Source organism: Rhizobium sp. 01T437 (genome assembly GCF_056398505.1).
The window spans coordinates 20789-45900 of sequence record NZ_JBFTPM010000018.1 but is presented as its reverse complement, the minus strand read 5'-3'; the positions used below and the strand labels follow the sequence as shown (position 1 = coordinate 45900).

Annotated in this window: 17 protein-coding genes and 1 pseudogene; 6 read left to right on the top strand and 12 right to left on the bottom strand. The window is 60.3% G+C overall.

Annotated elements, in window-relative coordinates; translation table 11 throughout:
* Positions 1-283: 283 nt before the first annotated feature.
* From AC1DM5_RS28070 to AC1DM5_RS28055, 4 genes and pseudogenes are all read right to left on the bottom strand, one after another.
* Positions 284-2128, bottom strand: a complete 1845-nt coding sequence (locus AC1DM5_RS28070; protein ID WP_477976252.1) for a methyl-accepting chemotaxis protein — start codon at positions 2126-2128, stop codon at positions 284-286.
* Positions 2129-2386: 258 nt separating this feature from the next.
* Positions 2387-4915 (bottom strand): methyl-accepting chemotaxis protein, encoded by a 2529-nt coding sequence (locus AC1DM5_RS28065; protein ID WP_477823355.1) that lies wholly within the window; start codon positions 4913-4915, stop codon positions 2387-2389.
* Positions 4916-5224: 309 nt separating this feature from the next.
* Positions 5225-5368, bottom strand: a complete 144-nt coding sequence (locus AC1DM5_RS28060; RefSeq protein ID WP_007819333.1) for a hypothetical protein — start codon at positions 5366-5368, stop codon at positions 5225-5227.
* A 167-nt stretch (positions 5369-5535) separates the two neighbouring features.
* Positions 5536-6757, bottom strand: a pseudogene (locus AC1DM5_RS28055) (BaiN/RdsA family NAD(P)/FAD-dependent oxidoreductase).
* Positions 6758-6846: 89 nt separating this feature from the next.
* Here AC1DM5_RS28055 and AC1DM5_RS28050 point away from each other — a divergent pair.
* The 5 genes from AC1DM5_RS28050 to edd all read left to right on the top strand — a co-directional run bounded on the left by AC1DM5_RS28050 (position 6847) and on the right by edd (position 13808).
* Positions 6847-8283, top strand: a complete 1437-nt coding sequence (locus tag AC1DM5_RS28050) for a glutamine synthetase family protein (protein WP_477823356.1) — start codon at positions 6847-6849, stop codon at positions 8281-8283.
* Positions 8284-8292: 9 nt separating this feature from the next.
* On the top strand, positions 8293-9588 hold the full coding sequence (locus AC1DM5_RS28045; RefSeq protein WP_477823357.1) for an NAD(P)/FAD-dependent oxidoreductase: 1296 nt from the start codon (positions 8293-8295) through the stop codon (positions 9586-9588).
* A gap of 135 nt (positions 9589-9723) precedes the next feature.
* Entirely contained in the window at positions 9724-11199 is a 1476-nt protein-coding gene (gene zwf / locus AC1DM5_RS28040) for a glucose-6-phosphate dehydrogenase (protein ID WP_007819337.1), read from the top strand.
* A 16-nt stretch (positions 11200-11215) separates the two neighbouring features.
* The gene (gene pgl / locus AC1DM5_RS28035) at positions 11216-11914 is read left to right on the top strand and encodes a 6-phosphogluconolactonase (protein ID WP_477823358.1); all 699 of its coding nucleotides are present in this window, start codon (positions 11216-11218) and stop codon (positions 11912-11914) included.
* 67 nt (positions 11915-11981) lie between these two features.
* Positions 11982-13808, top strand: coding sequence for a phosphogluconate dehydratase (gene edd, locus AC1DM5_RS28030; protein ID WP_477823359.1), 1827 nt, complete (start codon positions 11982-11984; stop codon positions 13806-13808).
* Positions 13809-13882: 74 nt separating this feature from the next.
* Here the strand turns inward: edd and AC1DM5_RS28025 are convergent, their stop codons facing one another.
* The 6 genes from AC1DM5_RS28025 to AC1DM5_RS28000 form a co-directional block, all read right to left on the bottom strand.
* Positions 13883-14296, bottom strand: a complete 414-nt coding sequence (locus AC1DM5_RS28025) for a hypothetical protein (protein ID WP_310378783.1) — start codon at positions 14294-14296, stop codon at positions 13883-13885.
* A 115-nt stretch (positions 14297-14411) separates the two neighbouring features.
* On the bottom strand, positions 14412-15503 hold the full coding sequence (locus tag AC1DM5_RS28020; protein ID WP_477976250.1) for an ABC transporter ATP-binding protein: 1092 nt from the start codon (positions 15501-15503) through the stop codon (positions 14412-14414).
* Between the two features lie 21 nt (positions 15504-15524).
* Positions 15525-17177 (bottom strand): beta-galactosidase BglA, encoded by a 1653-nt coding sequence (bglA, locus tag AC1DM5_RS28015; RefSeq protein ID WP_477976248.1) that lies wholly within the window; start codon positions 17175-17177, stop codon positions 15525-15527.
* A gap of 35 nt (positions 17178-17212) precedes the next feature.
* Positions 17213-18376 (bottom strand): carbohydrate ABC transporter permease, encoded by a 1164-nt coding sequence (locus AC1DM5_RS28010; RefSeq protein WP_477824358.1) that lies wholly within the window; start codon positions 18374-18376, stop codon positions 17213-17215.
* A gap of 1 nt (position 18377) precedes the next feature.
* The gene (locus tag AC1DM5_RS28005; protein ID WP_477824359.1) at positions 18378-19391 is read right to left on the bottom strand and encodes a carbohydrate ABC transporter permease; all 1014 of its coding nucleotides are present in this window, start codon (positions 19389-19391) and stop codon (positions 18378-18380) included.
* A 170-nt stretch (positions 19392-19561) separates the two neighbouring features.
* Positions 19562-20923, bottom strand: coding sequence for an ABC transporter substrate-binding protein (locus AC1DM5_RS28000; protein WP_477824360.1), 1362 nt, complete (start codon positions 20921-20923; stop codon positions 19562-19564).
* Positions 20924-21218: 295 nt separating this feature from the next.
* Here AC1DM5_RS28000 and AC1DM5_RS27995 point away from each other — a divergent pair, with 295 nt between their 5' ends.
* Entirely contained in the window at positions 21219-22244 is a 1026-nt protein-coding gene (locus AC1DM5_RS27995; protein WP_477824361.1) for a LacI family DNA-binding transcriptional regulator, read from the top strand.
* A gap of 67 nt (positions 22245-22311) precedes the next feature.
* On the opposite strand, the gene folD is transcribed toward AC1DM5_RS27995, so the two are convergent.
* Entirely contained in the window at positions 22312-23211 is a 900-nt protein-coding gene (gene folD, locus AC1DM5_RS27990) for a bifunctional methylenetetrahydrofolate dehydrogenase/methenyltetrahydrofolate cyclohydrolase FolD (RefSeq protein ID WP_477819564.1), read from the bottom strand.
* Positions 23212-23331: 120 nt separating this feature from the next.
* Positions 23332-25110 carry a GumC domain-containing protein gene (locus tag AC1DM5_RS27985; RefSeq protein WP_477819563.1) on the bottom strand — a complete coding sequence of 593 codons (1779 nt, stop codon included), beginning with the start codon at positions 25108-25110 and terminating at the stop codon, positions 23332-23334.
* Positions 25111-25112: the final 2 nt, after the last annotated feature.

Genomic DNA, 25112 nt, shown 5'->3' with positions numbered 1-25112 from the left:
TTCGCTCGTTCAAAAAGCGAATTTTGATGTGTAGATCAATTGATGTCCATAAACGAGAGGACATCACGATGATCGATAATCTCATAATCGCAGACATTGCCGGCCGAATGCAGCGAGCAAGCTTGCTGCAGCGAACAAGACGCGACCGGATAAAGGAAGAAGATGCCTTTTACGACCACGCAGGAAGCAGCTTCCTGGTGCGATTTGCAGCCTGGCTGACGCTGCCGGCAGACGAGGCCGCCGGTCGCACGAAGGTGCGGCCCGGCGAAGACGAATGCGGATGTCAGGCCGCCTGTCTCACGCGGCCATGACCGGCAGCGCCTTCAGCGAGGCGGAACTGCTCGATGAGCGCCATCAGCATGTCGGCCTCTTCTGCCAGCTGACGGCTTGCCTGCGTGGCTTCGGCAACCATGGAGGCATTCTTCTGCGTCATCTGGTCCATGGCATTGACGGAACTGTTGACGTCCTGAAGGGCGGCCGACTGGTCACGGCTTGCCGTGGCGATGGTCTCGACGTGGCCGCTGATTGCGATGATCTCGTGGCTGATCGAGGCGAGCACGCTGCCGGTCTTCTGCACGAGTTCGGAACCGGCATTCACCTCGCGGGTCGACTGCTCGATCAGCGCTTTGATCTCCTTGGCGGCATTGGCCGAGCGCTGGGCAAGCTCGCGCACTTCCTGAGCCACGACGGCAAAGCCCTTGCCGGCTTCACCGGCACGTGCCGCCTCGACACCGGCATTCAGCGCCAGCAGGTTGGTCTGGAAGGCGATGTCGTCGATGACGACGATGATCTGTTCGATGCGCTGCGAGGCATCTTCGATGCGGCCCATGGCGGCAACGGCATCACCGACGACGGTGCCGGAACTGTCGGCCGTCCGTTTGGTCGCGGCGACGACATTGTTCGCCTCATGGGCGCGTTCGGCCGACGAGCGGACCGTAACGGTGATCTCTTCGACGGCAGCGGCCGTTTCCTCAAGGCTGGCAGCCTGGGATTCCGTGCGCCTGGAGAGTTCGTCAGCCGAGGCGGAAACCGAACCGCTGTTGCGCTGGATGGAAGCGGCACTCGCGCGAATGCGCGTCAACGTATCCTGAAGGCGTTCGAGCGAAGTGTTGAAATCCATGCGGAGCTGTTCGAGCCGGCCGACAAAGGGTGTTTCGATGGTCTGCGAGACATCGCCTTGCGACAGGCGTCCAAGACCGGCGGCAAGCTGATTGACGGCAAAATCGATCTGGCCGTCGAGCGTCCGCTTCTCCGCATCGTTGCGGCTGCGCTCGGCATCGTTCAGGGCGCGCTGTTCGGCGGCCTGCGTTTCCAGTTCCTGGCGAGCGACCGCGCTATCGCGGAAGAGAGCGAGCGCACGGCCGATGTCGCCGAATTCGTTCTTCTTTTCGACGCAGGGGACGGCGCTAACGAGGTCGCCCGATGAAATGGCGCGCACGCTCGACGTCAGCGCCTGCATCGGCCTGACGGAACGGCGGATCGCATAGAAAGCGAGCACGCCGACGAGCAGCATCACCACGGCGCCGACGCTAAGAACCAGCGTCTGCAGTTCGTTCATACGCTGATAATAGACTTCCATGGGTATGCCGATGAAGAGGATGCCGATCGTGGCACCCGAGGGATTCTTGACCGGGAAATAGCCCGTCATGAATTTGCGGCTGAAGAGGTCTGCCGGACCGTAATAGGCGTTGCCCTGCGCCAGTACTGGCTGGGCGGGATGATCCGCGGCAAGCTTGGTGCCGACGGCACGGTCGCCATTTTCTTTCTTCACATTGGTGGAGACGCGGACGTAATCGCCTCCCTGCTTTTCGAAGATGGTGGCAACGCCGGCGATCGACTGGGCCGTGCGGTCGACCAGCGAATAATCTGCAAAGGCAGGGATCTTGTCTTCGGTGACGCCCGACAGCACGTTGTCTTTCACATCGATGCGGACATCAGCATCGCTGGCGCCGTAGAGAACCGCCATCGAGCGGCTTGCATCCTTCGCGTCGGATACTGCGCTGTCCATGACATAGCTGCCGAGATTGTAATAGGTCACGCCGACAATCGCTGCGGTGCTGACCGCCAGCAGAAGCAGCGTGATCGCAACGATCTGGCGCACGATGGATGTCGAAAAGAAACGCGGCATCTGGAACCTCTGGCGAGCACAACCTTTATGACGTTCATAAGAATGCGTTAGGGAAAATTTTCTCTTAACGCAGGGTTCGCGCTGACCATTTTACTTGTCTTTTTTCAAATCTAGTATGATTTGATGACTGCATCATCTGCCCTCAGGGCAGGAATTTTTCAATCTATCAGTCTATTAACAACCTTAACGTGATTTAATTTACGCATGAAAATGGCCCCGGAGACGGGGCCATTTGCGTTGCGGATGGGAAGGCTGAAATCAGGCGGCGCGGTACATCTGCATGTCGCTGTCGCCGTCGATCTTGAACTGCTGCACGAGATGCAGCAGCGCATCCGCCTCGTTTGCGAGCTCGCGGCTCGCGGCAGTGGTCTCTTCTACCATTGCAGCGTTCTGCTGGGTCATCTGATCCATCTGGTTGACGGTGGAGTTGACCTCCTGCAGCGCGCTCGACTGGTCGTGGCTTGCGCGGGCGATCATTTCGACATGCTGGCTGATCGTGACGATCTGGGCGCTGATCTTGGCGAGAACCGTGCCGGTTTCCTGGACGAACTGCGAACCGGAATTGACCTCGTTCGTCGACTTGTTGATGAGGCCCTTGATCTCCTGCGCGGCAGCGGCAGAGCGCTGGGCAAGCTCACGGACTTCCATGGCCACGACCGCAAAGCCCTTGCCGGCTTCACCGGCGCGGGCGGCTTCGATACCGGCGTTCAGAGCGAGCAGGTTGGTCTGGAAGGCGATTTCGTCGATGACGCCGATGATCTGCTCGATCTGGCGCGATGCATCCTCGATGCGGCCCATAGCGTCGATCGCATTGTTGACGACGACGGCGGAGTCGTCGGCGCTGCGCTTGGCCTGGCGGACGATCTGATCGGCATCCTTGGCGCGCTCGGCGGACGAGCGGACAGTGACGGTGATCTGGTCGACGGCGGCGGCGGTTTCTTCCAGCGATGCAGCCTGCTGCTCGGTGCGTTTGGCGAGATCCTCGGAGGACTGGGCCATCTGGTTGCCGTTGCCCTGGATCATCTGAACGTTGTCGCGGATCTGGCTCATCGTGGCCTGCAGGCGCATCATCGAACCGTTGAAATCCTGACGGAGCTGTTCGAGACGGCCGATGAAGGGTGTATCGATCGTCGTCGAGATATCGCCCTGCGACATGCGCTCGAGACCGGCAGCGAGCTCATTGACGGCATATTCGATCTGGCGGTCCATCTCGCGCTTTTCGGCATCGTTGCGCTGGCGCTCATGCTCGGCAGCCTGACGCTCTTCGTCGCTCTGTTCCTCGATACGGATCTTGGAGATGGCATTTTCCTTGAAGATGCCAAGTGCGCGGGCCATGTCGCCGATTTCGTCGGAGCGCTTCTCACCGGAGATGTTCGTGTCGAGCGCACCTTCGGCGATGCGGCGCATGGCGGCAGTGATCTGGGCGATCGGCCGCTGCAGCGTCAGCACCAGCGCGATGCCGCCGACGATGGAGACCAGGATGCCGAGTCCGGTCGTGCCGACGGAGATGCTGTTGGCCTGATCGCGCTCGGTGCCGGCAGTCTGCTTCTGCTCTTCCGCAAAGCTGGTCAGCTGGCCCCAGACGCCGTCGAGCTGCTGTCGCGCTGCGGCATAATCGGTCGTACGCTGATTGATCACATCGACGAGGCTCTGTGCGCCCTTGTCCATAGAGGCGAGAGCGGGCGTAATCGCGTCCACAATGTCGCCGGCGAAATTCATGCCTTTGGCGCTTGCCTGAAGAGTGTTCAGCATGGTGTTAAGCGTGGCGATTTCCTGGTTCAGGCGAACGCGGTTTTCCTTGCTCGGCTTGGCGTTGAAATCGGCGAGAACAAGCTGCAGCGAATAGATGGAGCTTTCAAGGCGCCGTGTATCCTCCAGCACGGAGTTGGTCTGGGCGATGCGGCTGTCGAGCTCCACGAAAGTCGTCGTTGCCTCGCGCATCATCTGCGTGGCGGTGAGCTGCGTGTAGGTCGACATCTGGCGGAAACGGGAAACGAGGCGACCAAGGTTGGCAACACCCTCATCCGTGCCGGCCTCCGGCGCCGTCGCCTGAGCCTTGAGGTCGCTGACGGTCTGCGCCATCGACTGCGTCATGCTCTTCTGGTTCTGCGGCACGGAGATTTCGATCATGCGCTGCGCCTTGGCGATCGCAGGCAGCGCATCGGTCACGACCTTCAGCTTGTCAGTAGACGTCTGCGCCTTGTTGAAATCGTTCATGACGGTTGCCAGCGTATCGCCGCCCTTAAGCAGACGGTCGGCTGCGCGCAGCGTCGACGTTGCATTGCCTTCATCGGTGCGGATGTTTTCTTCCAGCTGCTTGGCGTCGTAGCTGACGTTGAAGCGGTTGGTAATCATCACCTTCTGGGCGTCGTCGATCTGCTTGCGAAGGGAGACTTCCTGCTCGTGCAAGGTCCAGAGCTTGCCGACGGTATCCGAAATGCCGTTCGTGCCCTCGATGGCAGCCTGCAGGTTTTCATGACCGGCATTGTCGCCGATCTGCGCCATGGTGGCATTCAGCGTCTGCCCCTGGGTTTTGATATCTGTATGGAGTTTGTCGCGCGCCTGCTCGTTGGTCGTCTGCAGGAAGTCGTCCATCGAGGCGTAGAGATCCTTGAACCCGCTCAGCGACTGGAGAACGCTGTTGGAAATCTCCATCCGGCCCTGCAGCAGACCGGAGGCATAAAGACCGGTCAGACCGACGGCGGAAATGGTGATGACGAATGGCAGTACAAAAATCAGAACCTTGGTCTGAATCTTGAAACGAGAAAGAATCTTGTCAATGAACATGGCGCGCCGTGCCTTTCATACACCACTCCTCCCGCCGGCAGCCTTCTGGCGCCAGCCGGGTGCATATCGAGCTGATCTACTAACAGTTGGGAAAACCCTGGAGCGGGCGGCAATCATTGCCAGTTCATTTCCGGCGAGGCCGGAAACACCCAAATATTCGTCTACAATGTGTCAGATTAGATATTAATTTTCGGATAAGCGGTGAGAGGGCGTTAGCCGTGATCGCACAATAGTTGCAAATTGCACGCCGCGTAATCGCGATATATCAAGTCGCGAAACCGAAAACTTCCATTTCAAGCTGCGAAAAGATCAGATGAAGTGGGAAAGAAGAACAGCAATGCTGGCGGCGGTTGCGCCGGCTGCGAGCATCAGATAGCGCAGAGTTACGAGCTTCGTATCAGGCTTTGCCTGGGCAATTGCGATGGCGCGGGCGCGTCGAGTGTTTCTGTTCATTGCGAAACCTCACTTCTATCTAAGCATAACAATCCAACAAAATGGCTTGCCGGTAAAGCTTAATTTAGGAACGGCTTTGCCAACCTGCCATTGAGACAGGATGGCGCAGCCAATCTTAAGAAGTCTTGAATCGGCTAAAAAGGTTTCACGTCTATAAGTATTAGCGTTTATAATGCCTCACCGGCGGCAAAACCGGAGGCCCAGGCCCATTGGAAATTATAGCCGCCGAGCCAGCCGGTCACATCCACACATTCACCAATGAAATAGAGACCGGGAACGGCCTTGGCCTGCAGGCTGCGGGAATCGAGCGCCGTCGTATCAATGCCGCCGAGGGTGACTTCCGCCGTACGATAACCTTCGGAGCCGGAGGGTCTGACAGACCAGTTCTGCACCGCCTCGGCAAGTCGGGCCAGCAGTTTGTCGGAGAGGTCGGCCATGTTGCCGCTGACCGCTTCGCGTTCGACGATATATTGCGCCAAGCGCTTTGGCAGGATTTCACCAAGCGCCGTCTGTGCGGACTGGCGCCCGTTTACCTGTTTCGCCCTCTTCAGATGCGCGGCGATATCGACATCCGGCTCGATATCGATGGTGATCGCATCACCTTCCCGCCAGTAGGAGGAAATCTGCAGGATGGCGGGGCCGCTGAGGCCCCGGTGGGTGAAGAGCAACGCTTCGCGAAAGGCAGTCTTGCCGTGACGGATCTCTGCGGGCGCAGAGATGCCTGACAGAGGCGCGATGCTTTCGAGCAAGATCGGATCGAGCGTCAGAGGCACAAGGGCGGCGCGCGTTTCGGTAACGGCCAAGTCGAACTGCTCGGCAATGCGATAGGCAAAGCCGGTTGCTCCCATCTTCGGAATGGATTTTCCGCCCGTTGCGATGACCAGCGAGGCGGCGTCGAAGACACCTTCGGAGGTCGAGACACGGAAGCCGCTTTCGGTCTTTTCGACTCCTGATATTTCGACACCGAGATGCCAGGCAGCACCTGCCGCACGCATCTCGTCGAGCAGCATGAAGATGATGTCCTTGGCGCTGTTGTCGCAGAAAAGCTGGCCAAGCGTCTTCTCATGCCAGGCGATCCCATGCCGGTCCACCATGGCGATGAAATCGGCCGGCGTAAAACGGGCAAGCGCCGACTTGCAGAAATGCGGATTGGCGGAGAGGAAGTTCTTCGGGCCGGCATTGATATTGGTGAAGTTGCAGCGGCCGCCGCCGGAGATGCGGATCTTTTCCCCCGGCGCGCGGGCGTGATCCAGCACGGTGACGGAACGGCCGCGCTGTCCGGCGCGGATGGCGCACATCATGCCCGCGGCACCCGCTCCGATGACGATCACATCGCTCTTGTGCCGCAAAATCCGTTTTCCCTGCTGAAATCGCGTCTTCTTTTTCCATCAGAGGGCGAAAGTCAACGCCTTCCACCCCCTCGCCAATTGCCAAACTCCGGTTATGATGGCGTTACGATCAACGCAAACCGGTGTGTCATGTCCCCAAAAAAGACGACGCTGAAGCCTGCCAGAAACGTACCCGCCTCGAAGAAATCCCCCCCTGATCCCGGATCTCTGCGCGGAGTTGCGAACTGGAAGGAAGCGGCGCAGTGGCTGAGGGCACGCGGTATCGAAGACATCGAATGCATCACGCCGGACCTTGCCGGCGTGCCACGCGGCAAGATGATGCCGTCCTCCAAATTCACCTCCAACACATCGCTCGCACTGCCTTCGGCGATCTACCGCCACACGATATCAGGCGAATATCCCGAGGAGACCGAAAGCTTCCGCTACGAGCCGCGCGACAGCGACCTGAAGCTCGTGCCCGACCTTTCCACCCTGTCCGTGGTGCCTTGGGAAACCGACCCGACCGCGCAGGTCATCTGCGACATCGTCAATTCCGACGGACAGGAAGTTCCCTACACGCCGCGCAACGTATTGAAGCGCATTCTCAGCCTCTATGCCGAGCGCGGCTGGAAGCCGATCGTGGCGCCGGAAATCGAATTCTACCTGGTCGCCACGAATGACGACCCGGACTATCCGCTGCATCCGCCGAAGGGACGTTCGGGTCGTTCGATTCTCGGCGGCCAAGGCTATTCGATCGCCGGCATCAACGAGTTCGACGAACTGATCGACGACATCTACCACTTCTCGGAAAAACAGGGCCTCGAGATCGATACGCTGATCCACGAGGAAGGACCGGCGCAGCTCGAAATCAACCTCCGTCACGGCAATCCGATCGAACTTGCCGACCAGGTGTTTCTCTTCAAGCGCACGATCCGCGAGGCGGCGCTGAAGCACGATATCTACGCCACCTTCATGGCAAAGCCGATGCAGGGCCAGCCGGGTTCGGCAATGCATATCCACCAGTCCGTGGTGGACATCAACACCGGCAAGAACGTCTTCTCGAACAATGATGGTTCGGCCTCGAAGGAATTCTTCCACTTCATCGGCGGCATGCAGAAATACGTGCCGAGCGCGCTTGCCATGCTGGCGCCCTATGTGAATTCCTACAGGCGCCTGCAGCCGGACATGTCCTGCCCGGTCAATAATGCCTGGGGTTACGACAACCGCACGACGGCCTTCCGCGTGCCGGTCTCCGATCCGCAGGCACGGCGCGTGGAAAACCGCCTGCCGAGCTCGGATGCCAATCCCTATCTGGCGCTCGCCGCCTCGCTGGCATCCGGCCTACTCGGCATCCAGAAAGAGATCGAGCCGACGGCGCCGACCGAGGATTCGGCCAATGAAGGCTCTATCGATTTGCCGCGCGGCCTTCTGGAAGCCGTGGCGCTGCTTGAAGACGAACCGGCCTTCGAGGAAGTCTTCGGCAAGGAGTTCATCGGGCTTTATGCCGGCGTGAAGCGGGGCGAGTTCGAAACCTTCATGCAGGTGATCAGCCCCTGGGAGCGGGAATTCCTCCTTCTGAACGTGTGAGGGTTCGCCATGACGAAAGAGACATGGCAGAGCCCCATCGCGCCTGGTCTGTCCTGGTATCAGGCAACAGTCGGCGAGCGGCCGGATTATCCGGCGCTCGACGGCTCGAGGCAGTGTGACGTCGCCATTATCGGCGGCGGCTATACGGGCCTTCAGGCCGCCTATAATCTCGCCAGGGCCGGCGTCTCGGTGACGCTCATCGAGGGCAGCAGGCTCGGCGACGGCGCCTCCGGGCGCAACGGCGGCCAGCTCGGCACCGGCCAGCGCTGGTGGCCGGAAGAGATGGAGGAGAAGATCGGCTATGAGCGCTCCAAGGCGCTCTTCGACCTTGCCGAAGATGCCAAGCGGCATCTCATGGATTTTGCGACCGAGCACCAGATCGATATGGACTACGTATCCGGTCAGCTCAGCGTTGCCCACAAGGAAAGCTACAAGCGGTACTACTACGAGAATGCCGAAATCGCAGCCTTCCGCTACGACTATCCGCATCTGCGTTTCATGGACCGCGAGGAGACGCAGGAGCGGCTTGGCTCCAAACGCTTCTATTGCGGGGTACGCGACGTCGGCACTGGCCATATCCATCCGCTGAAACTGCTGATCGGCCTTGGCAGGGTGGCAGCCAATGCCGGGGCCGATATTTTCGAAATGACCAGGGCAAAGTCGATCGAAGAGCGCAGCGGCAAGGTCGTTATCGAAACCGAACGCGGCACGATCACTGCCAACAGGGCGCTGATTGCCTGTAACGGCCATATCGGCAATCTGGAGCCGATCACGGCAAGCCATGTGATGCCGATCCGTTCCTTCATCGGTGCCACGGTGCCTCTCGACCAGTTTCCCAATGTCATCCCCGGCGGCGAAGCGGTGGCGGATTCGCGTTTCGTCGTGCGCTATTTCCGCAAAATGAAGGACGGACGGCTGCTCTTCGGTGGACGCGAGGCCTATACGGCGGACAATCCGCGTGACATTTCGCAGCATATCCGCCGGCAGATCGCCGAAATCTATCCCGCATTGAAAGATATCGAGATCACTCATGCCTGGGGCGGCTCGGTCGGCATCACCATGCCCCGCCAGCCGTTCGTGCGCGAGGTCATGCCCGGCGTGACCTCGATCGGCGGTTATTCCGGCCACGGCGTCATGCTGTCAAATTACTGTGGCAAGCTTTACGCAGAAATGGTGCTGGGAAAATCGGCCGATCTCGATCTCTTCAAGGCGCTCGATATCCCTGCATTTCCGGGCGGCGCGCGCATGCGGGCGCCGCTGCTTTTCCTTGCCTTGTCGTGGTTCGCCCTCCGCGACAAGTTTTAGTTCGATTGCGGATTTCCTCTGCGGGTAATTCGCTTTAAAACCGATGACGGACAGATTCATTGCACCGCACACTGGCTTTTTTAAATCGATTAGATTAAAACGGCCACCAACCAAGCCTGATTGAGAGACAAGCTCATGAGCAGCCAGATCATTCCCGTTGAGCCTTTTGATTACGTCGTCTTTGGCGGCAGCGGCGACCTTGCCGAACGCAAGCTTCTGCCCGCGCTGTATCATCGCCAGATCGAGGGCCAGTTCTCCGAGCCGACCCGTGTCATCGGCGCTTCGCGCAGCCCGCTTTCGCATGAGGAATACCGCAAGTTCGCCAAGGACGCGCTCAAGGAACACCTGAAGAAGGGCGAATATGACGAGGCGGAAGTCGAAAAGTTCTGCTCCCGTCTCTTCTATGTTTCCGTCGATGCCCGCACGGACAGCGGCTGGGATCAGCTGAAGAAGCTGCTCGACGAGGGCAAGGACCGGGTTCGCGCCTTTTACCTCGCCGTTGCCCCAGGCATCTTTGGCGACATCTCGCAGAAGATCCACGACCACAAGCTGATCACCAAATCGACCCGCATCGTCGTCGAAAAGCCGATCGGCCGTGACCTCGCCTCGGCCTTGCAGCTCAACGACAGTATCGGCCGCGCCTTCAAGGAAGAGCAGATCTTCCGCATCGACCACTATCTCGGCAAGGAGACGGTGCAGAACCTGATGGCGCTGCGCTTTGCCAACGCGCTCTATGAGCCGCTGTGGAACGCCAACTATATCGACCACATCCAGATCACCGTTGCCGAAGCCGTCGGCCTCGAAGGCCGCGCCGGTTACTACGATACGGCCGGCGCACTGCGCGACATGGTGCAGAACCATATCCTGCAGCTCCTCTGCCTGACTGCGATGGAAGTTCCTTCCTCGATGGATTCGGAAGCTGTTCGCGACGAAAAGCTTAAAGTTCTGCGCGCGCTGAAGCCAATCAACGCCTCCAACGTCGAGCAGGCCACGGTTCGCGGCCAGTACCGCGCCGGCGCTTCCGGCAGCGGTCCGGTCAAGGGCTATCTCGAAGAGCTGGAAGGCGGCGTTTCCAATACGGAAACCTTCGTCGCCATCAAGGCCGAGATCAACAACTGGCGCTGGGCAGGCGTTCCCTTCTACATCCGCACCGGCAAGCGCCTTGCCGGGCGCATGTCGGAAATCGTCATCACCTTCAAGCCGATCCCGCATGCGATCTTCGATCAGGCCGCCGGCCGCATCAGCCAGAACCAGCTGATCATCCGCCTGCAGCCGGATGAAGGCGTCAAGCAGTCGCTGATGATCAAGGATCCTGGTCCGGGCGGCATGCGCCTGCGCAATGTCTCGCTCGACATGAGCTTCGCCCAAGCCTTCAACGTCCGCAATCCTGACGCCTACGAGCGTCTGCTGATGGACGTCATCCGTTCCAACCAGACGCTGTTCATGCGCCGCGACGAAGTCGAAGCCGCATGGCAGTGGGTCGATCCGATCCTCAAGGGTTGGGAATCGACCGGCCAGCAGGTGCAGGGCTACACGGCCGGCACCTGGGGTCCGAGCCAGGCCATCGCGCTCATCGAACGCGACGGCCGCACCTGGCACGACGACATCTAGTCCGAGGTCTGAAGATATGGCATCGACACTGCATTCCTTCGCAAACGCCGCCGAACTCGCCACCAACCTTGCAGACAAGGTTTCCAGAGCGCTTACGGCAGCCATCGCAGCCCGCGGAGAAGCGAGCATCGCCGTTTCCGGCGGTTCCACGCCGAAAGCCTTCTTCCAGGCGCTTTCGGCGCGCGATATCGACTGGGCCAAGGTGACGATCACACTCGTCGACGAACGCTTCGTGCCCGCCGACAATCCGCGCTCGAACCATCTACTGGTCGATGCCAATCTTCTCCAGAACAAGGCTAAAGCGGCGCGTTTCGTGCCGCTTTACCAGCCGGCCGCCTCCGTCGAGGAGGCAGCAAGGCTTGCAACGGCAAAGAGCGCCGAGATCGGCATCCCCTTCGATGTCGTCATTCTCGGCATGGGCGGCGACGGCCATACGGCCTCGTTCTTCCCGGGCGGCAACAATCTGAGCCTCGCGCTCGACGCAAAGACGCCACGCGGCATCATCACCATGGATGCAGAAGGGGCAGGCGAACCGCGCCTGACCTTCACCTTCTCCGCTCTTGAGGATGCCAAACTGCTCATTCTCCATATTGAGGGCGAAGGCAAAAAAGACGTTCTCGCCAAGGCGGAAGGCAACGGCGAAGAGGCAGAAATGCCGATCCGCGCCATTCTGCGCCGGGCCACTTCCCCGGTCGAGATCTACTGGGCTCCCTGATACGGCCTGAAGGGCCGCCGGAGCCGGCGAGCAGATAGAAACGAACAGAACAAGGCAGGGATTTTCCATGTCCGCTCACGCACGCATTGCTGCGATTACAAATCGCATTGTCGAACGCTCGAAGCCGACCCGCGAGCGCTATCTGGAACGCCTGCGCGCTGCCGCCTCAAAGGGCGTCAACCGTTCCGTTCTCGGCTGCGCCAACCTCGCCCACGGCTTTGCCGTCTGTTCCCCCGCCGAGAAGGATGCACTTGCGGGCGACCGCGTGCCCAATCTCGGCATCATCACCGCCTATAACGATATGCTCTCGGCTCATCAGCCGTTCGAGACCTATCCGGCGATCATCCGCGAGGCGGCAGCGCAGGCCGGCGGTATTGCCCAGGTCGCCGGCGGTGTACCGGCCATGTGCGACGGCGTCACTCAGGGCCAGCCGGGCATGGAGCTTTCGCTCTTTTCGCGCGATCTGATCGCCATGGCGGCCGGTGTGGGCCTGTCGCATAACATGTTCGATGCTGCGCTCTTCCTTGGCGTCTGCGACAAGATCGTACCCGGCCTCATGATCGCGGCCCTCTCCTTCGGCCACCTGCCGTCGATCTTCATTCCAGCCGGACCGATGACGACAGGCTTGGCGAACGACGAGAAGTCGCGCGTGCGCCAGCTCTTTGCCGAGGGCAAAGTCGGCCGCGCCGAGCTGCTGGAAGCCGAATCCAAGTCCTATCACGGCCCAGGCACCTGCACCTTCTACGGTACAGCCAATTCCAACCAGATGCTGATGGAGATCATGGGCTTCCATATGCCGGGCTCCTCCTTCATCAATCCCGGCACGCCGCTGCGCGAAGCGCTGACGCGCGAGGCCGCCAAGCGGGCGCTCGCCATTACCGCTCTCGGCAACGAGTTCACGCCAGCCGGCGAGATGATCGACGAACGCTCGATCGTCAACGGCGTCGTCGGCCTGCATGCGACGGGCGGCTCGACGAACCACACGATGCACCTCGTCGCCATGGCGCGCGCCGGCGGTATCGTGCTGACCTGGCAGGATATTGCCGAGCTTTCGGAATTGGTGCCGCTGCTTGCCCGCGTCTATCCAAACGGGCTTGCCGACGTGAACCACTTCCAGGCAGCCGGCGGAATGGGCTTCCTCATCAAGGAACTCTTGAAGCAGGGCCTGGTGCATGATGATGTGCGCACCGTCTTCGGTCACGGGCTGCAGGCCTATACGGTCGATGCCCAGCTTGGCGACAATGGCGCCGTCGTGCGCCAGCCTTCGCCGGAAAAGAGCCATGATCCGAAGGTGCTTGCCAGCATCGAGACGCCATTCCAGGCGAATGGCGGCTTGAAGATGCTGCGCGGCAATCTCGGCAAGGCGGTCATCAAGATTTCCGCCGTCAAGCCTGAGCGCCACATTATCGAAGCGCCGGCAGTCATCTTCCACAGCCAGCAGGAGCTGCAGGACGCTTTCAAGGAAGGCAAGCTCAACCGCGACTTCATTGCCGTTGTGCGCTTCCAGGGCCCGAAGGCCAATGGCATGCCTGAACTGCACAAGCTGACCCCACCACTCGGCGTGCTGCAGGATCGCGGCTTCCGCGTGGCGCTCTTGACCGACGGGCGCATGTCCGGCGCATCCGGCAAGGTGCCGGCGGCAATCCACGTCACACCGGAAGCGGTCGACGGCGGCCCGATCGCCCGCATCAAGAACGGCGATATCATCCGCCTAGACGCGATCAGGGGTACGCTCGAAGTACTCGTCGATGCCGCCGACATGGCCGAGCGCGAGCCTGTGACGATTGATCTTTCGGATAACGAATTCGGCATGGGCCGCGAGCTTTTCGCGCCGTTCCGCCACGCGGTCGGCCCGTCCGACCAGGGTGCCAGCGTGCTTTTCCACGCCCACTGACATCGTCATCGATATAAAAGAAAAACCCGCGGCCGGAACCGCGGGTTTTTCATATCCAGCGAGACGCGAAACTGTTACGCGCGGATATCGAGGACGTAATCCTTGTGAGCCGGGTGCGTGCTATAGACGAAGATCTTGTTCAGCTCCTTCTGCGTCAGCAGGCGCAGGAAGCGAACTTCGATCGTGTTGTTCGGGAAGGTCTTCATCAGCAGGCAGCCCACCTTGGTGATGCGGGCGTCCGGAATATCCAGATAGAATTGCTTCGGCAGGGTATACTGCGTGAGGATCGCGAGGATCGCGCTGCTCATGGATATACGGACGATATCGCAGCGGCGCGAGGCGGCATGCATGACGCCCTTTTCCGTATATTCGATGCGCGCGGCGTTCATCGTGTCTTCCATCTTGAACCGCGCTTCGCGGTCGTACATGAAAGATTCTTCCTTCGCCAGGAAGTGGGATTTCGGAGGTGTTGGATTCGATGCGGCCATAGCCTTGGTTCCCTCAGTCGTAATGGGAAAAAGGCTAGCACCGCATATTTAACAGAAAGTAAGAATCCTTCCCCTGCACAGCCTCAAGAAGAAGGATTCCACCAAAAATGGATGGTCATTTCCTATAGGTGTGGCCCGACGCATCGAAGAGGTGCAGCTTCTGCCAATCGGCGACGAAATGCATCTTCTGACCCCTCTTCACATCATAGATGCCGGGCAGCTTGACGATGATCGGCTCACCCTGAACCAGGCCTTCGATATAGAGCAGCGTCACTTCACCGAGCTGCTCGACAATCGAAACTTCGCCCTCGAAGAGATAGTCCTCATTAGGGCTTGCAATGCGCAGATCTTCGGGGCGAACACCAAAGCTAGCCTGCTTGCCCTTCTCGGATGCGGCCGTTGCGATATTGAGTGTCACCGATTTGCCGCCTGTCAGCGTCACCGTCGTGTTTCCGCCGGCGTCGGTGATCGTTGCAGGAATGATGTTCATGGCCGGAGAGCCGATGAACTTGGCAACGAAAAGGTTTGCCGGGCGCTCGTAGAGCTCCAGCGGCGCACCGACCTGCTCGATATTGCCGGCAGAGAGGACGACGATGCGGTCTGCCAGCGTCATCGCCTCGACCTGGTCGTGCGTGACATAGATCATCGTCGTATCGGCCATCTGTTCGTTCAGGCGGGCGATCTCGATACGGGTTGCGACGCGCAGTGCCGCATCGAGGTTCGACAGCGGCTCGTCGAAGAGGAAGACCTTCGGATTGCGGCAGATGGCGCGGCCGATCGCCACGCGCTGGCGCTGGCCGCCCGAGAGGGCCTTCGGCAGGCGGTCGAGATATTTGGTCAGTTGCAGGGTCTCGGCTGCCGCCCGCACACGGCGGTCGATCTCCTGCTTGCTTTCGCGGGCGATCTTCATGCCGAAGGCCATGTTGTCGAAGACCGTCATATGCGGATAGAGCGCGTAGGACTGGAACACCATGGCGATGCCGCGCCTGGAGGGCGGCACGTCATTGACGAGCATGCCGTCGATGTACATCTCCCCGCCGGTGATGTTTTCCAGGCCGGCGATCATGCGCAGAAGCGTGGACTTGCCGCAGCCGGAGGGGCCGACGAAAACGATGAATTCGCCCTGGTTGATCTCCAGGTCGATACCGTGGAGCACGTCCACGGAGCCATAGGATTTGCGGATATCCTTAAGCGTCAGTCCAGTCATTTTCCTCTCCCCTCCTGATCCTTAAGCGAGGCGGGCGAAATACGCCCCCCAGGCCGGAATATCGATCTTGTCGCCGTAATTGTTGCTGGTAAAGCCGTGGCCCGCCAGAGCCTGCCATTCGCCCGCCGGCAGGGTCACATTGGTTTCCGCCGGTCCCATGTTGAAGATGCAGAGCAGCGTCTCGTTGCCGAATTCGCGTGTGAAGATCAGTGCGTCATCCTGCGGATCCTCGAACTCGATCTCGCCCTTGGCGAAAGCCGGGTACTGCTTGCGGAAGGCGATGAAGCGGCGGTAGTGCTCCAGCACGGAATTCTCGGCGCCCTGCTGCACACTGACGGCGCGCAGGATGTGTTCGACCGGCACCGGCAGCCAGGGTTTCACCGTCGAGAAACCACCCTGGGCAACCTGGCTGTCCCAGACCATCGGCGTGCGGCAACCATCACGGCCCTTGAATTCGGGCCAGAACTGGATGCCGTAGGGATCCTGCAGGTCCTGATAGGCGAGATCGGCTTCGGTGAGGGCAAGCTCCTCGCCCTGATAGATGCAGACAGAACCGCGCAGCGTCATCAGCAACGAGGCATAGAGCTTGGCAAAGGCATCGTGATCGGCAACCAACGCGCCCCAGCGGCTGACATGGCGCATCACGTCATGGTTTGAGAAGGCCCAGCAGGCCCAGCCATCGGGAGCGGCCGCACCGAAATCCTTCATGACTTCCTCAACGCGCTCGGGCGAAAGCGGATCGGGCGCCAGGAATTCGAAGGCGTAGCACATGTGCATCTTGTCATTGCCGGACGTATATTCGCCAACGATTTCGAGACCGCGCTGGCTGTCGCCGACCTCACCGACAGCCGCTATTGCCGGGAACTCTTCCAGCACCGCACGGAAGCGCTTCAGGAATTCGAGGTTTTCCGGGCGGTTCTTGTCGTAAAGATGCTCCTGGAAATTATAGGGGTTCACGGCAGGCGCGGTGGAGGCATTGCGGCGTTCGGGAGCAAGCGCCGGGTTGTCGCGCAACAGCTTGTCGTGGAAGTAGAAGTTGATCGTGTCGAGACGGAAGCCGTCGACGCCGCGCTTCAGCCAGAAACGGACGACATCGAGCAGGCGGTCCTGCACCTCGGGATTGTGCAGGTTCATGTCCGGCTGCGAGGTCAGGAAGTTGTGCATGTAATATTGCATGCGCGTTGGATCCCACGCCCATGCAGAACCGCCGAAGATCGACAGCCAGTTGTTCGGCGGCGTGCCATCCGGCTTGGCATCGGCCCAGACATACCAGTCGGCCTTGGCATTGGTCTTGCTCGAGCGGCTCTCGGCGAACCAGGGATGCTGGTCGGACGAGTGCGAGATGACGAGGTCGATCATCACGCGGATACCGAGGCGGTGGGCCTCAGCAATCAGCGTGTCGAAATCGACGAGCGTTCCGAAGATTGCATCGACGTTTTCGTAGTCCGAAACGTCGTAGCCGAAATCGCGCATCGGTGAGGTGAAGAAGGGCGAAATCCAGATCGCATCGGCACCGAGGCTGGCGATATGCGGCAGGCGGGCGGTGATGCCTTTCAGGTCACCGATGCCGTCGCCATTCGAATCCTGGTAGGAGCGCGGATAGATCTGATAGATCACCGCGCCGCGCCACCAGTCCTTGTCGGCGGTCAGAATGGATTGGGAAGCCACACTCATGGAATATCCTGTTTGAAATTACGTCTTGGGATGGATCAGCCCCCCTTGACCGACCCTGCCAGCAGGCCGCGCACCAGATAACGCTGCAGCGAGAAGAAGACGAGCAGCGGTATGATGATGGTGACGAAGGCGGACGCCGTCAGGATTTCCCAGTTGCCGCCGCGCGAGCCGAGCAGCGCATTCAGCGCTCCGGTCAGCACGAGATGATCCTTGTCGGTGCCGAGGAAGACCATGGCCACAAGCAGGTCGTTCCACACCCACAGGAACTGGAAGATCGCGAAGGACGCGAGCGCGGGGAAGGAGAGAGGCAATACGATGCGGGTGAAGATCTCGAAGTCGCTCGCGCCATCGACGCGGGCGGATTCGATGATCTCCTTGGGCAGGCCGGAAATATAGGCCCGCAGCAGATATATGGCGAGCGGCATGCCGAAGGCGGTATGCGCCATCCAGATGCCGGGATAGGTCTTCGACGGCTGGCCGATCAAAGTGCCGATCTCGTTATAAAGGCGCAGCAGCGGGATGAGAGACATCTGCAGCGGCACGACGATGAGGCCGACGACGAGCGCGATCAGCAACGCCCGGCCGGGGAACTCCATCCAGCTCAGCGCGTAGGCGGCGAAGGCGGCAATCAGGATCGGGATGATGGTCGCCGGAATGGTCACCGTCAGCGAGTTGATGAAGGACTGGCCGATGCCCTCGCTTGTCAGAACGGACTTATAGTTCGCCATCGTAAATTCGGGCGGGGCTGATGCCGCGACATAGATACGGCGCGGACGCTCGTCGGAAGCGAAGGCGGCGTTCTTCATATAGCGATAGCTGCCATCGCTGTTGATGACCAGGCTCTCGCCGTCGCCGAGATCTGCGGTCTGGCCGGCCTCGAAGGCCGAAGGCTGCTGGACGCGCACACCGAAGGCCTTGACCGAGCGGCCGGGCTGGTCGGCCAGGACATTGCCGGTGATGACGTAGATATCGCCTTCCTGCTTCTGCTGGTCGGGCGTGCCGAGGCGCACGGCGACCGTCTGCGTGGAGCCGGCAAAGGCGGTCCACCAGCCGGAAACGGTGATCTGGTCCTTGTCGCGGAGCGCACTGACGAAGATGCCGAGTGTGGGCACCAGCCAGATGATGACGATGACGAGAACGCAGAAGTGGACGAAAAGACGGGCGGGGCCGATCTTGAAGTAGCTTGCAGCTCTCGTCATCTCAGCGTCCCCTCAGTTCGGCGTTGGCGCGGCGCACGTTCCACACCATGATCGGCGTGACGGCAAGCATGATGATGATGGCGATGACGGCACTTCGGCCGGAATCGCCGCCGCCGCGGAACAACCAGTTGAACATCAGGTTCGCCAATACCATGGTCTGCCACTGGCCGTTGGTCATGGTGAGCACGATATCGAAGACCTTGAGAACGAGGATGGTGATCGTCGTCCAGACGACGGCGATCGTGCCCCAGATCTGCGGCACCATGATGCGCCAGAAGATCTGCCAGCCATTGGCGCCGTCGATGACAGCAGCCTCGATCGTCTCTTCCGGAATGCCGCGAAGGGCTGCCGAGAGGATGACCATGGCAAAACCGGTCTGGATCCAGACCAGGATCACCATCAGGAAGAAATTGTTCCAGAAGGGAACGGAAATCCAAACCTCCGGCGTGCCGCCGAATGTCTGCACGATGGCGTTCAGGAGGCCGATCTGCACATCGTTGCCGCCGCGATACTCATAGATGAACTTCCAGATGACGGAAGCGCCGACGAAGGAGATCGCCATTGGCATGAAGACGATGCTCTTGGCGATATTGCCCCACCAGATACGGTCGGTCATGACGGCGATGACGAGGCCGAAGAAGGTGCAGGCGGCGGGCACGACGGCGAGCCACAGGATGTTGTTGAAGATCGACTGGCGAAATTCGCGGTCGTTCAGCGCCCACAGGTAATTCGCTGCGCCGACGAACTGGTCACCCGAGCGATCATAGAAGGACAGGATGAAGGTCGCGATGACAGGATAGACGAGGTAGACGATCAGCAGGAAGAGTGCCGGACCAATGAACAGCCAGGGGCGGATCATCGCGCGCCGGTTCAGATTGGTCGAGGCCTGACGGATATCACCGTCCCTGACCGGCAAGGCGAGATCGAGAATCTTGTTCGAGAAAAAGAAATAGGCCGAGCATGCGAAAACGGCGACGACCACGACGCCCAAAGCGGACACTATCTGCAACAGCATTCGTCCCTCCCCTGCTTCCCTGTCTTATTTTGAAGGGTTATCGCCGGATACCGTCAATAGAGCTTGTGTGTTTGACCACAGGATCCGGTACGACCGGGCTCCCCCTCTGGAACCCGGCCGCTCATTCCGGTAATGCCGCCGGCTACCCGGCGGCATGAACTGGTGGGAAATTACTTGATACCGTCCCAGGCGCTCTGGATTTCGGCTGCAGCGTCCTGAGCGGACTTGCCGCCGACGAAATCCACCATGCCGGTCCAGAAGGCGCCGGCGCCGATCTTGCCAGGCATCAGGTCAGAACCGTCGAAACGGAAGGTGGTGGCCGAGGTCAGGATCTCGCCTTCCTTCTTCATCTGCGGGTTGGCGTAAGCATCGACGTTGACGCCCTTGTACGGGGTCAGGAAGCTCGACTGCGCCATCCAGAGCTCATGGGCGACCGGCGTCTTCAGGAAGTCGACGAAGGCGCGGGCCGTCGGAGAATCCTTGGCGATGGTGACGAGCGTGCCCGCACCCAGAACCGGCTTGCCGAGATCGGCATGTGCGGCATAGGTCGGCATGTAGAAGAAATCGGCATCGGTGCCGAGCTTCGTGCCTTCAGGGAAGAAGGACGGGATGAACGAAGCCTGGTGGTGCAGGTAGCACTTCGGCGGAACGGCGAAGAGGCCCTTCGGGCTGTCGCGGAAGTCGGTCGAAGCAACGGCTGCAACACCGCCGTCGACATACTTCTCGTTCTTGGCAAACTTGCCGAATTCGTCGATCGCGGCAACGACGGCCGGATCGGTGAACTTCACTTCGTTGGTGGTCCACTTGTCGTAGACGTCAGGCTTCTGCGTGCGCAGCATGATGTCTTCGACCCAGTCGGTCGCCGGCCAGCCGGTCGCACCGCCAGAACCGAGACCTATGCACCAGGGAACGCCGCCGTCCTTGACGATCTGATCGGTCAGAGCGTGCAGCTCTTCCATGGTCGTCGGAACTTTGTAGCCGGCTTCCTGGAAGTTTTCCGGCACATACCAGACGAGCGACTTCACGTCGGCCTTGTAGGGGAAAGCATAGAAGGCTTCCTTGCCATCCTTGCCCTTGTAGGTGCCGTAGCCGACCCAGCTGTCGCCGGCACCGTAATTATCCTTGACCCACTTGGACGTATCGTCGCCGAGCGGCGTCAGATAGCCCTTGCCAGCGAGATCGGCGAGAAGGCCCGGCTGCGGCAGGATGGCGATATTCGGCGGGGAGCCTGCCTGCGTATCGATGACGATCTGCTGCTCGTAGTTTTCAGAGGAGGAATACTTGGCGTCGATGCCGGTCGCTTCGACGAAATAGGCAAGAATGCTCTGGAAGAAGGCTTCGTCTTCGCCGCGCCAAGGGCCGAAGATCGTCAGCTGCTGACCCTTCAGGTCGGCATGGGCAGCCTTGAAGTCATCATAGCTCTTCCAGTTGAACTTGGAATCCTGGCCGGGCGGGAATTTCAGATCCGCGGCCGACGCAGCGCCGGCAAAAAGCGCCGCAACTGCAACACCCATCAAGAATGACTTTTTCATGTGATCAACCTCCCATCACAATCCGATAGCGCAGAATTTCATTCAAAGGAAATCTCAAAGCGCTTTGACAACGCAACTCATTCACTTTCAGCAGAATGAAGTCAAGCCATTTCGCGAAAACAGCGGGAATAGCGCCGCTTTATCGCGTTGCAGCAAGGCTTAATGGGGAATATGGAGCGATTTTTCTTGAGTCAAGCGCAGCAGATGCTACATATTTGAAAGCGCTTTGGAAGCCATTGGGAGGCGGCGGCCACTATTTGACGGCCACAGGGCAGGCCGGGAGGAAGCATAGCAGGTGAATCTCAAACAGCTATCGGAATTGCTGGGGCTTTCACAGACAACTGTGAGCCGCGCGCTTAACGGCTATCCCGAGGTCAACGAGGATACCCGGGAACGCGTGCTCCGGGCAGTCAAGGAAACCGGATACCGGCCGAACAAGGCGGCCCAGCGGCTTGCGACCGGCAAGGCCGGTTCGATTGGCCTTGTCATGCCGACGGCACCCGGCCATCAGTCGGATGTGCATTTCGGCGAATTCCTGACCGGCCTCGGCGAGGAAGCGGTGCGCCACGACTTTCACTTCGTCATCATGCCGGCGGACCCGGATGATGAGGTCGCAGCGCTGCGGCGCCTCGCGATCAGCGGCAATGTAGATGCGCTCTTCGTGGCCTATATGCGCGGCCACGACCCGCGGCTCGCCATGCTGAAATCGCTTTCCATGCCCTTCGTGGTGCATGGGCGCTCCTTTGGTTCAGAGCCGGACTATCCCTATCTCGACATCGACAACGAGGCGGCTTTTTACGATGCGGCGAGGCTTCTCCTGCAGCTCGGCCATACGCGCTTTGCGCTGATGAACGGGCCGGCGCATCTCGACTTCGCCATTCGCCGCAGGAACGGCCTCATTGCAGCGCTCGGCGAACGCGGGCTGGAGCTTGCGGAGGACTGCATGAGCCATACGGTCATGACGGATGAGGAAGGACTGATCGCCATGGAGCGCTTCCTGCAGCTTCCGGATCGACCAACCGCTATTTTATGCTCCAGCACGGTGCTTGCACTCGGCGCGATCCGGGCCGTCAATCAAGCCGGGCTGAAACTCGGCGAGGAAATATCGCTGATCGCCCATGACGATGTGCTGCCGCTCTTGAAGCCGGAGAATTTCTCCGTGCCGCTGACGACTACACGCTCGTCGCTGCGGGCGGCCGGCGTGCGCATCGCACAGCGGCTCATCGGTACGGTCAAGCAGGCGGGTCCCTTCCCCGAGCAGGAACTCTGGAAGACCGAGCTGATCGTCAGGGCCTCGACAGGCCCTGCCCCGCAAATCTAATCAGCCGCTTATTTTAGCGCAATTCCGGACGCAARACTGCTGCACACTTTTGCTGGAATTGCTCTTATCAGAATATCGGCGGCGTCAGCCCTGCCGAGCGATGGGCGGCAATCACGGTATTGGCCATCAGCATGGCGATCGTCATCGGACCGACGCCACCGGGAACCGGGGTGATGACGGCGGCAACCGGCGAAACTTCCGCAAAGGCGACATCACCGACGAGGCGGGTCTTGCCCTCGCCGCGCTCGGGTGCCGCGATGCGGTTGATGCCGACGTCGATGACGGTGGCACCGGGCTTGACCCAATCGGCCCTGACCATTTCCGGACGGCCGACGGCGGCCACCAGAATATCGGCGTTGCGGCAGATTTCGGCGAGGTTCTTCGTGCGCGAATGGGCGATGGTGACCGTCGCATTGGCATTCAGCAGAAGCTGCGCCATCGGCTTGCCGAACAGGTTGGAGCGGCCAATGACGACGGCATTGAGGCCGGARAGATCCTCACCATGGGTGCGGCGGACGAAAACCATGGCGCCGGCCGGCGTACAGGAGACGAGRCCGGTCTTCAGATCGCCGGTSGCAAGCTTGCCGGCATTGACGACGCTCAAGCCATCGACATCCTTTTGCGGCAGGATCGACTGGATGATCGGCTCGCTGTCGAGATGTTTCGGCAATGGCAGCTGTACGAGAATGCCGTGGATCGACGGATCGGCATTGAGCGAGGCGACGAGTGCTGCAAGTTCCTCCTGCCTGGTCTCGGCTGGCAGCGTGTGCTGGACGGATTTAAAGCCGCATTCCTTGGCCATGCGGCTCTTGGAGCTGACATAGGTGTGGCTCGCCGGATCGTCGCCGACAATGACGACGGCAAGGCCCGTCTGGACGCCTTTGGCGGCTTCGAGCGCAGTATTTGCCGATTTCACGGTTTCGATTACGGAAGCGGCAACCTGCTTGCCGTCGATTACTGTCGTCACGCGTCTTCTCCGCCCAATTTCGCGCCAGTCTATCCGCCCGCGGCGGGAATGATTTCCCGATAACGCCCTATCCCGTTTAAAAACGGCAAATGCAAGAGCAATCTGCGGTCGGGCTTTCGCTTACCGTGAGACCTGGTAGGCGTGCAAGCGATCGCGCAGGCTGGCGATTTGCGAGCGCAGCGCATCGACTTCCTCAGCCGCCTGCGGGACCAGTGCCGGCTCTGGTGTCTCCGTCAACGCCGAGACCGGCGCAAGTTCGGGCACAGGGGCGAGGATTGGAGCCTCGACGGAAACTTGGACCCGCACCTGTTCGGGCTGTCGGCGGAAGAAACGCGGCACGAAGGCGAAGCCGAGGCCCATCGCCAAACCAGCAACGCCGCCAACCAAGGCGCTGAAACCGAAATTACCGTCGCCGGAAACCGGCAGCACGAGAGCGGGCTTGCGAACCGTTACCCGGCCATCACCGATAGCGCCTGTCGTGGAGACCTCCTCTTCCAGGCGCGAGCGGGCGGCAGACGCCTTTTCCCGCAGTTCGGTCAGCTTGGCGAGATCGACGCCAGTATCGCGGCTCTGGGCAATCAGCGCGTTGCGGCGATCGCTGAGCTGTCTGCGCGCATCGATTGCAGCCTTGGCTGCTGCATTTGCGTTCTGGGCGAGGCGCGCCAATTCCTTGCCGATGTTATCTTTCAGACCATCGACCTCGGACTGCTGTTGGAGCAGGCGCGGATGGCGCGGTCCGAGGTCTGCCGAAAGCTGTGCCAATGCGGTCTTGGCAATCGCGTATCTATCGCGCAGATCCGACAGGGCGGGCGAGATCATATCCGGAGCGAGCGAGCCTTCCAGCACGTCCGCCAACTTGGCGGCCTTCAGCTTGTCGGCCTGTTCCTTGGCGGTCAGGATATTGTCGTCGGCATTCTTCAGATCGGCATCGAGCCCGGCGATCTGGCGCTGCAGCTGGGTCGCGACCTTGACATTGCCCTCGCCGTTCTTCTGACCGAAGGCCGTGAGCTCTGCTTGAGCCTGATCATTTTCCTTCCTCAAGGCAGTGGCCGTCTCGGCCGCTTTGCCTATGGCGCTGCCACCGGTCACCGCATCGGACAGTCGCATGGCGATACGCGTCGATTTGTCGCCGTCGCCTGTCGTTACCATCAGACGGATCGTGCCAGTGCGGTCATCGGGAATAATCGCCACGGCAGATTTCAGCGCGGCCTCGGCGCGCGATGCCGGATCGGCGGCTGCACCGCTGCCGGAGAGAAGATCGAAGGCGACACCAAGTGCATTGGCGCTGTTACCGGCAAATTCCGGATCCCGGTCCAGCTTCAGTGCCGCAACGGCAGAGGTGATGACAGGTACCGAAGACAGTCTTTTGACGGTATCCCCGACGAGGGCAGCCCGGTTACCTGCGCCCGCATCCACGGCAAGCGTCGTTTCCGCGGTGTAAAGCGCAGGTGAGGATGGCATCAGGATAGGGGTGGCGGCGCCGCCAAACGAGAGGGCAGCCATGATGAGAGCGCTCCTGATCCAGTTCGGGCGCCGTATTTCGTGCAAAACCGTCGAAATGGGCGCTCTTTCAACGGGAGCAACGCGGTGAACCTGGACGAATTGCGTCGTCGGCTCTGGCGCAGGACGAGAGGGTTCAGGTGCGGAAGCGGAGGCGATATCGTTCGCAGCCTGAAGACGCGAACCGAGGATCGTTTCGATCCGGTCCACCAGCGGTTCGGTCTGCCGCGCTTTCGCACGCTGTTCGTCGAGCAGCCGGCCTATGGCGCGCAGCAGTTCAGCTTCGGAAGGAAGAATCTCCGGCGGATGGGTGCTCTTTTCGGCATGACTTTGCCGCTGGCCGCGCGAGGAGGTGGTTGCGCGATCATGGAAACTGTTTTTCGCCCTGGAATCGTGCATTG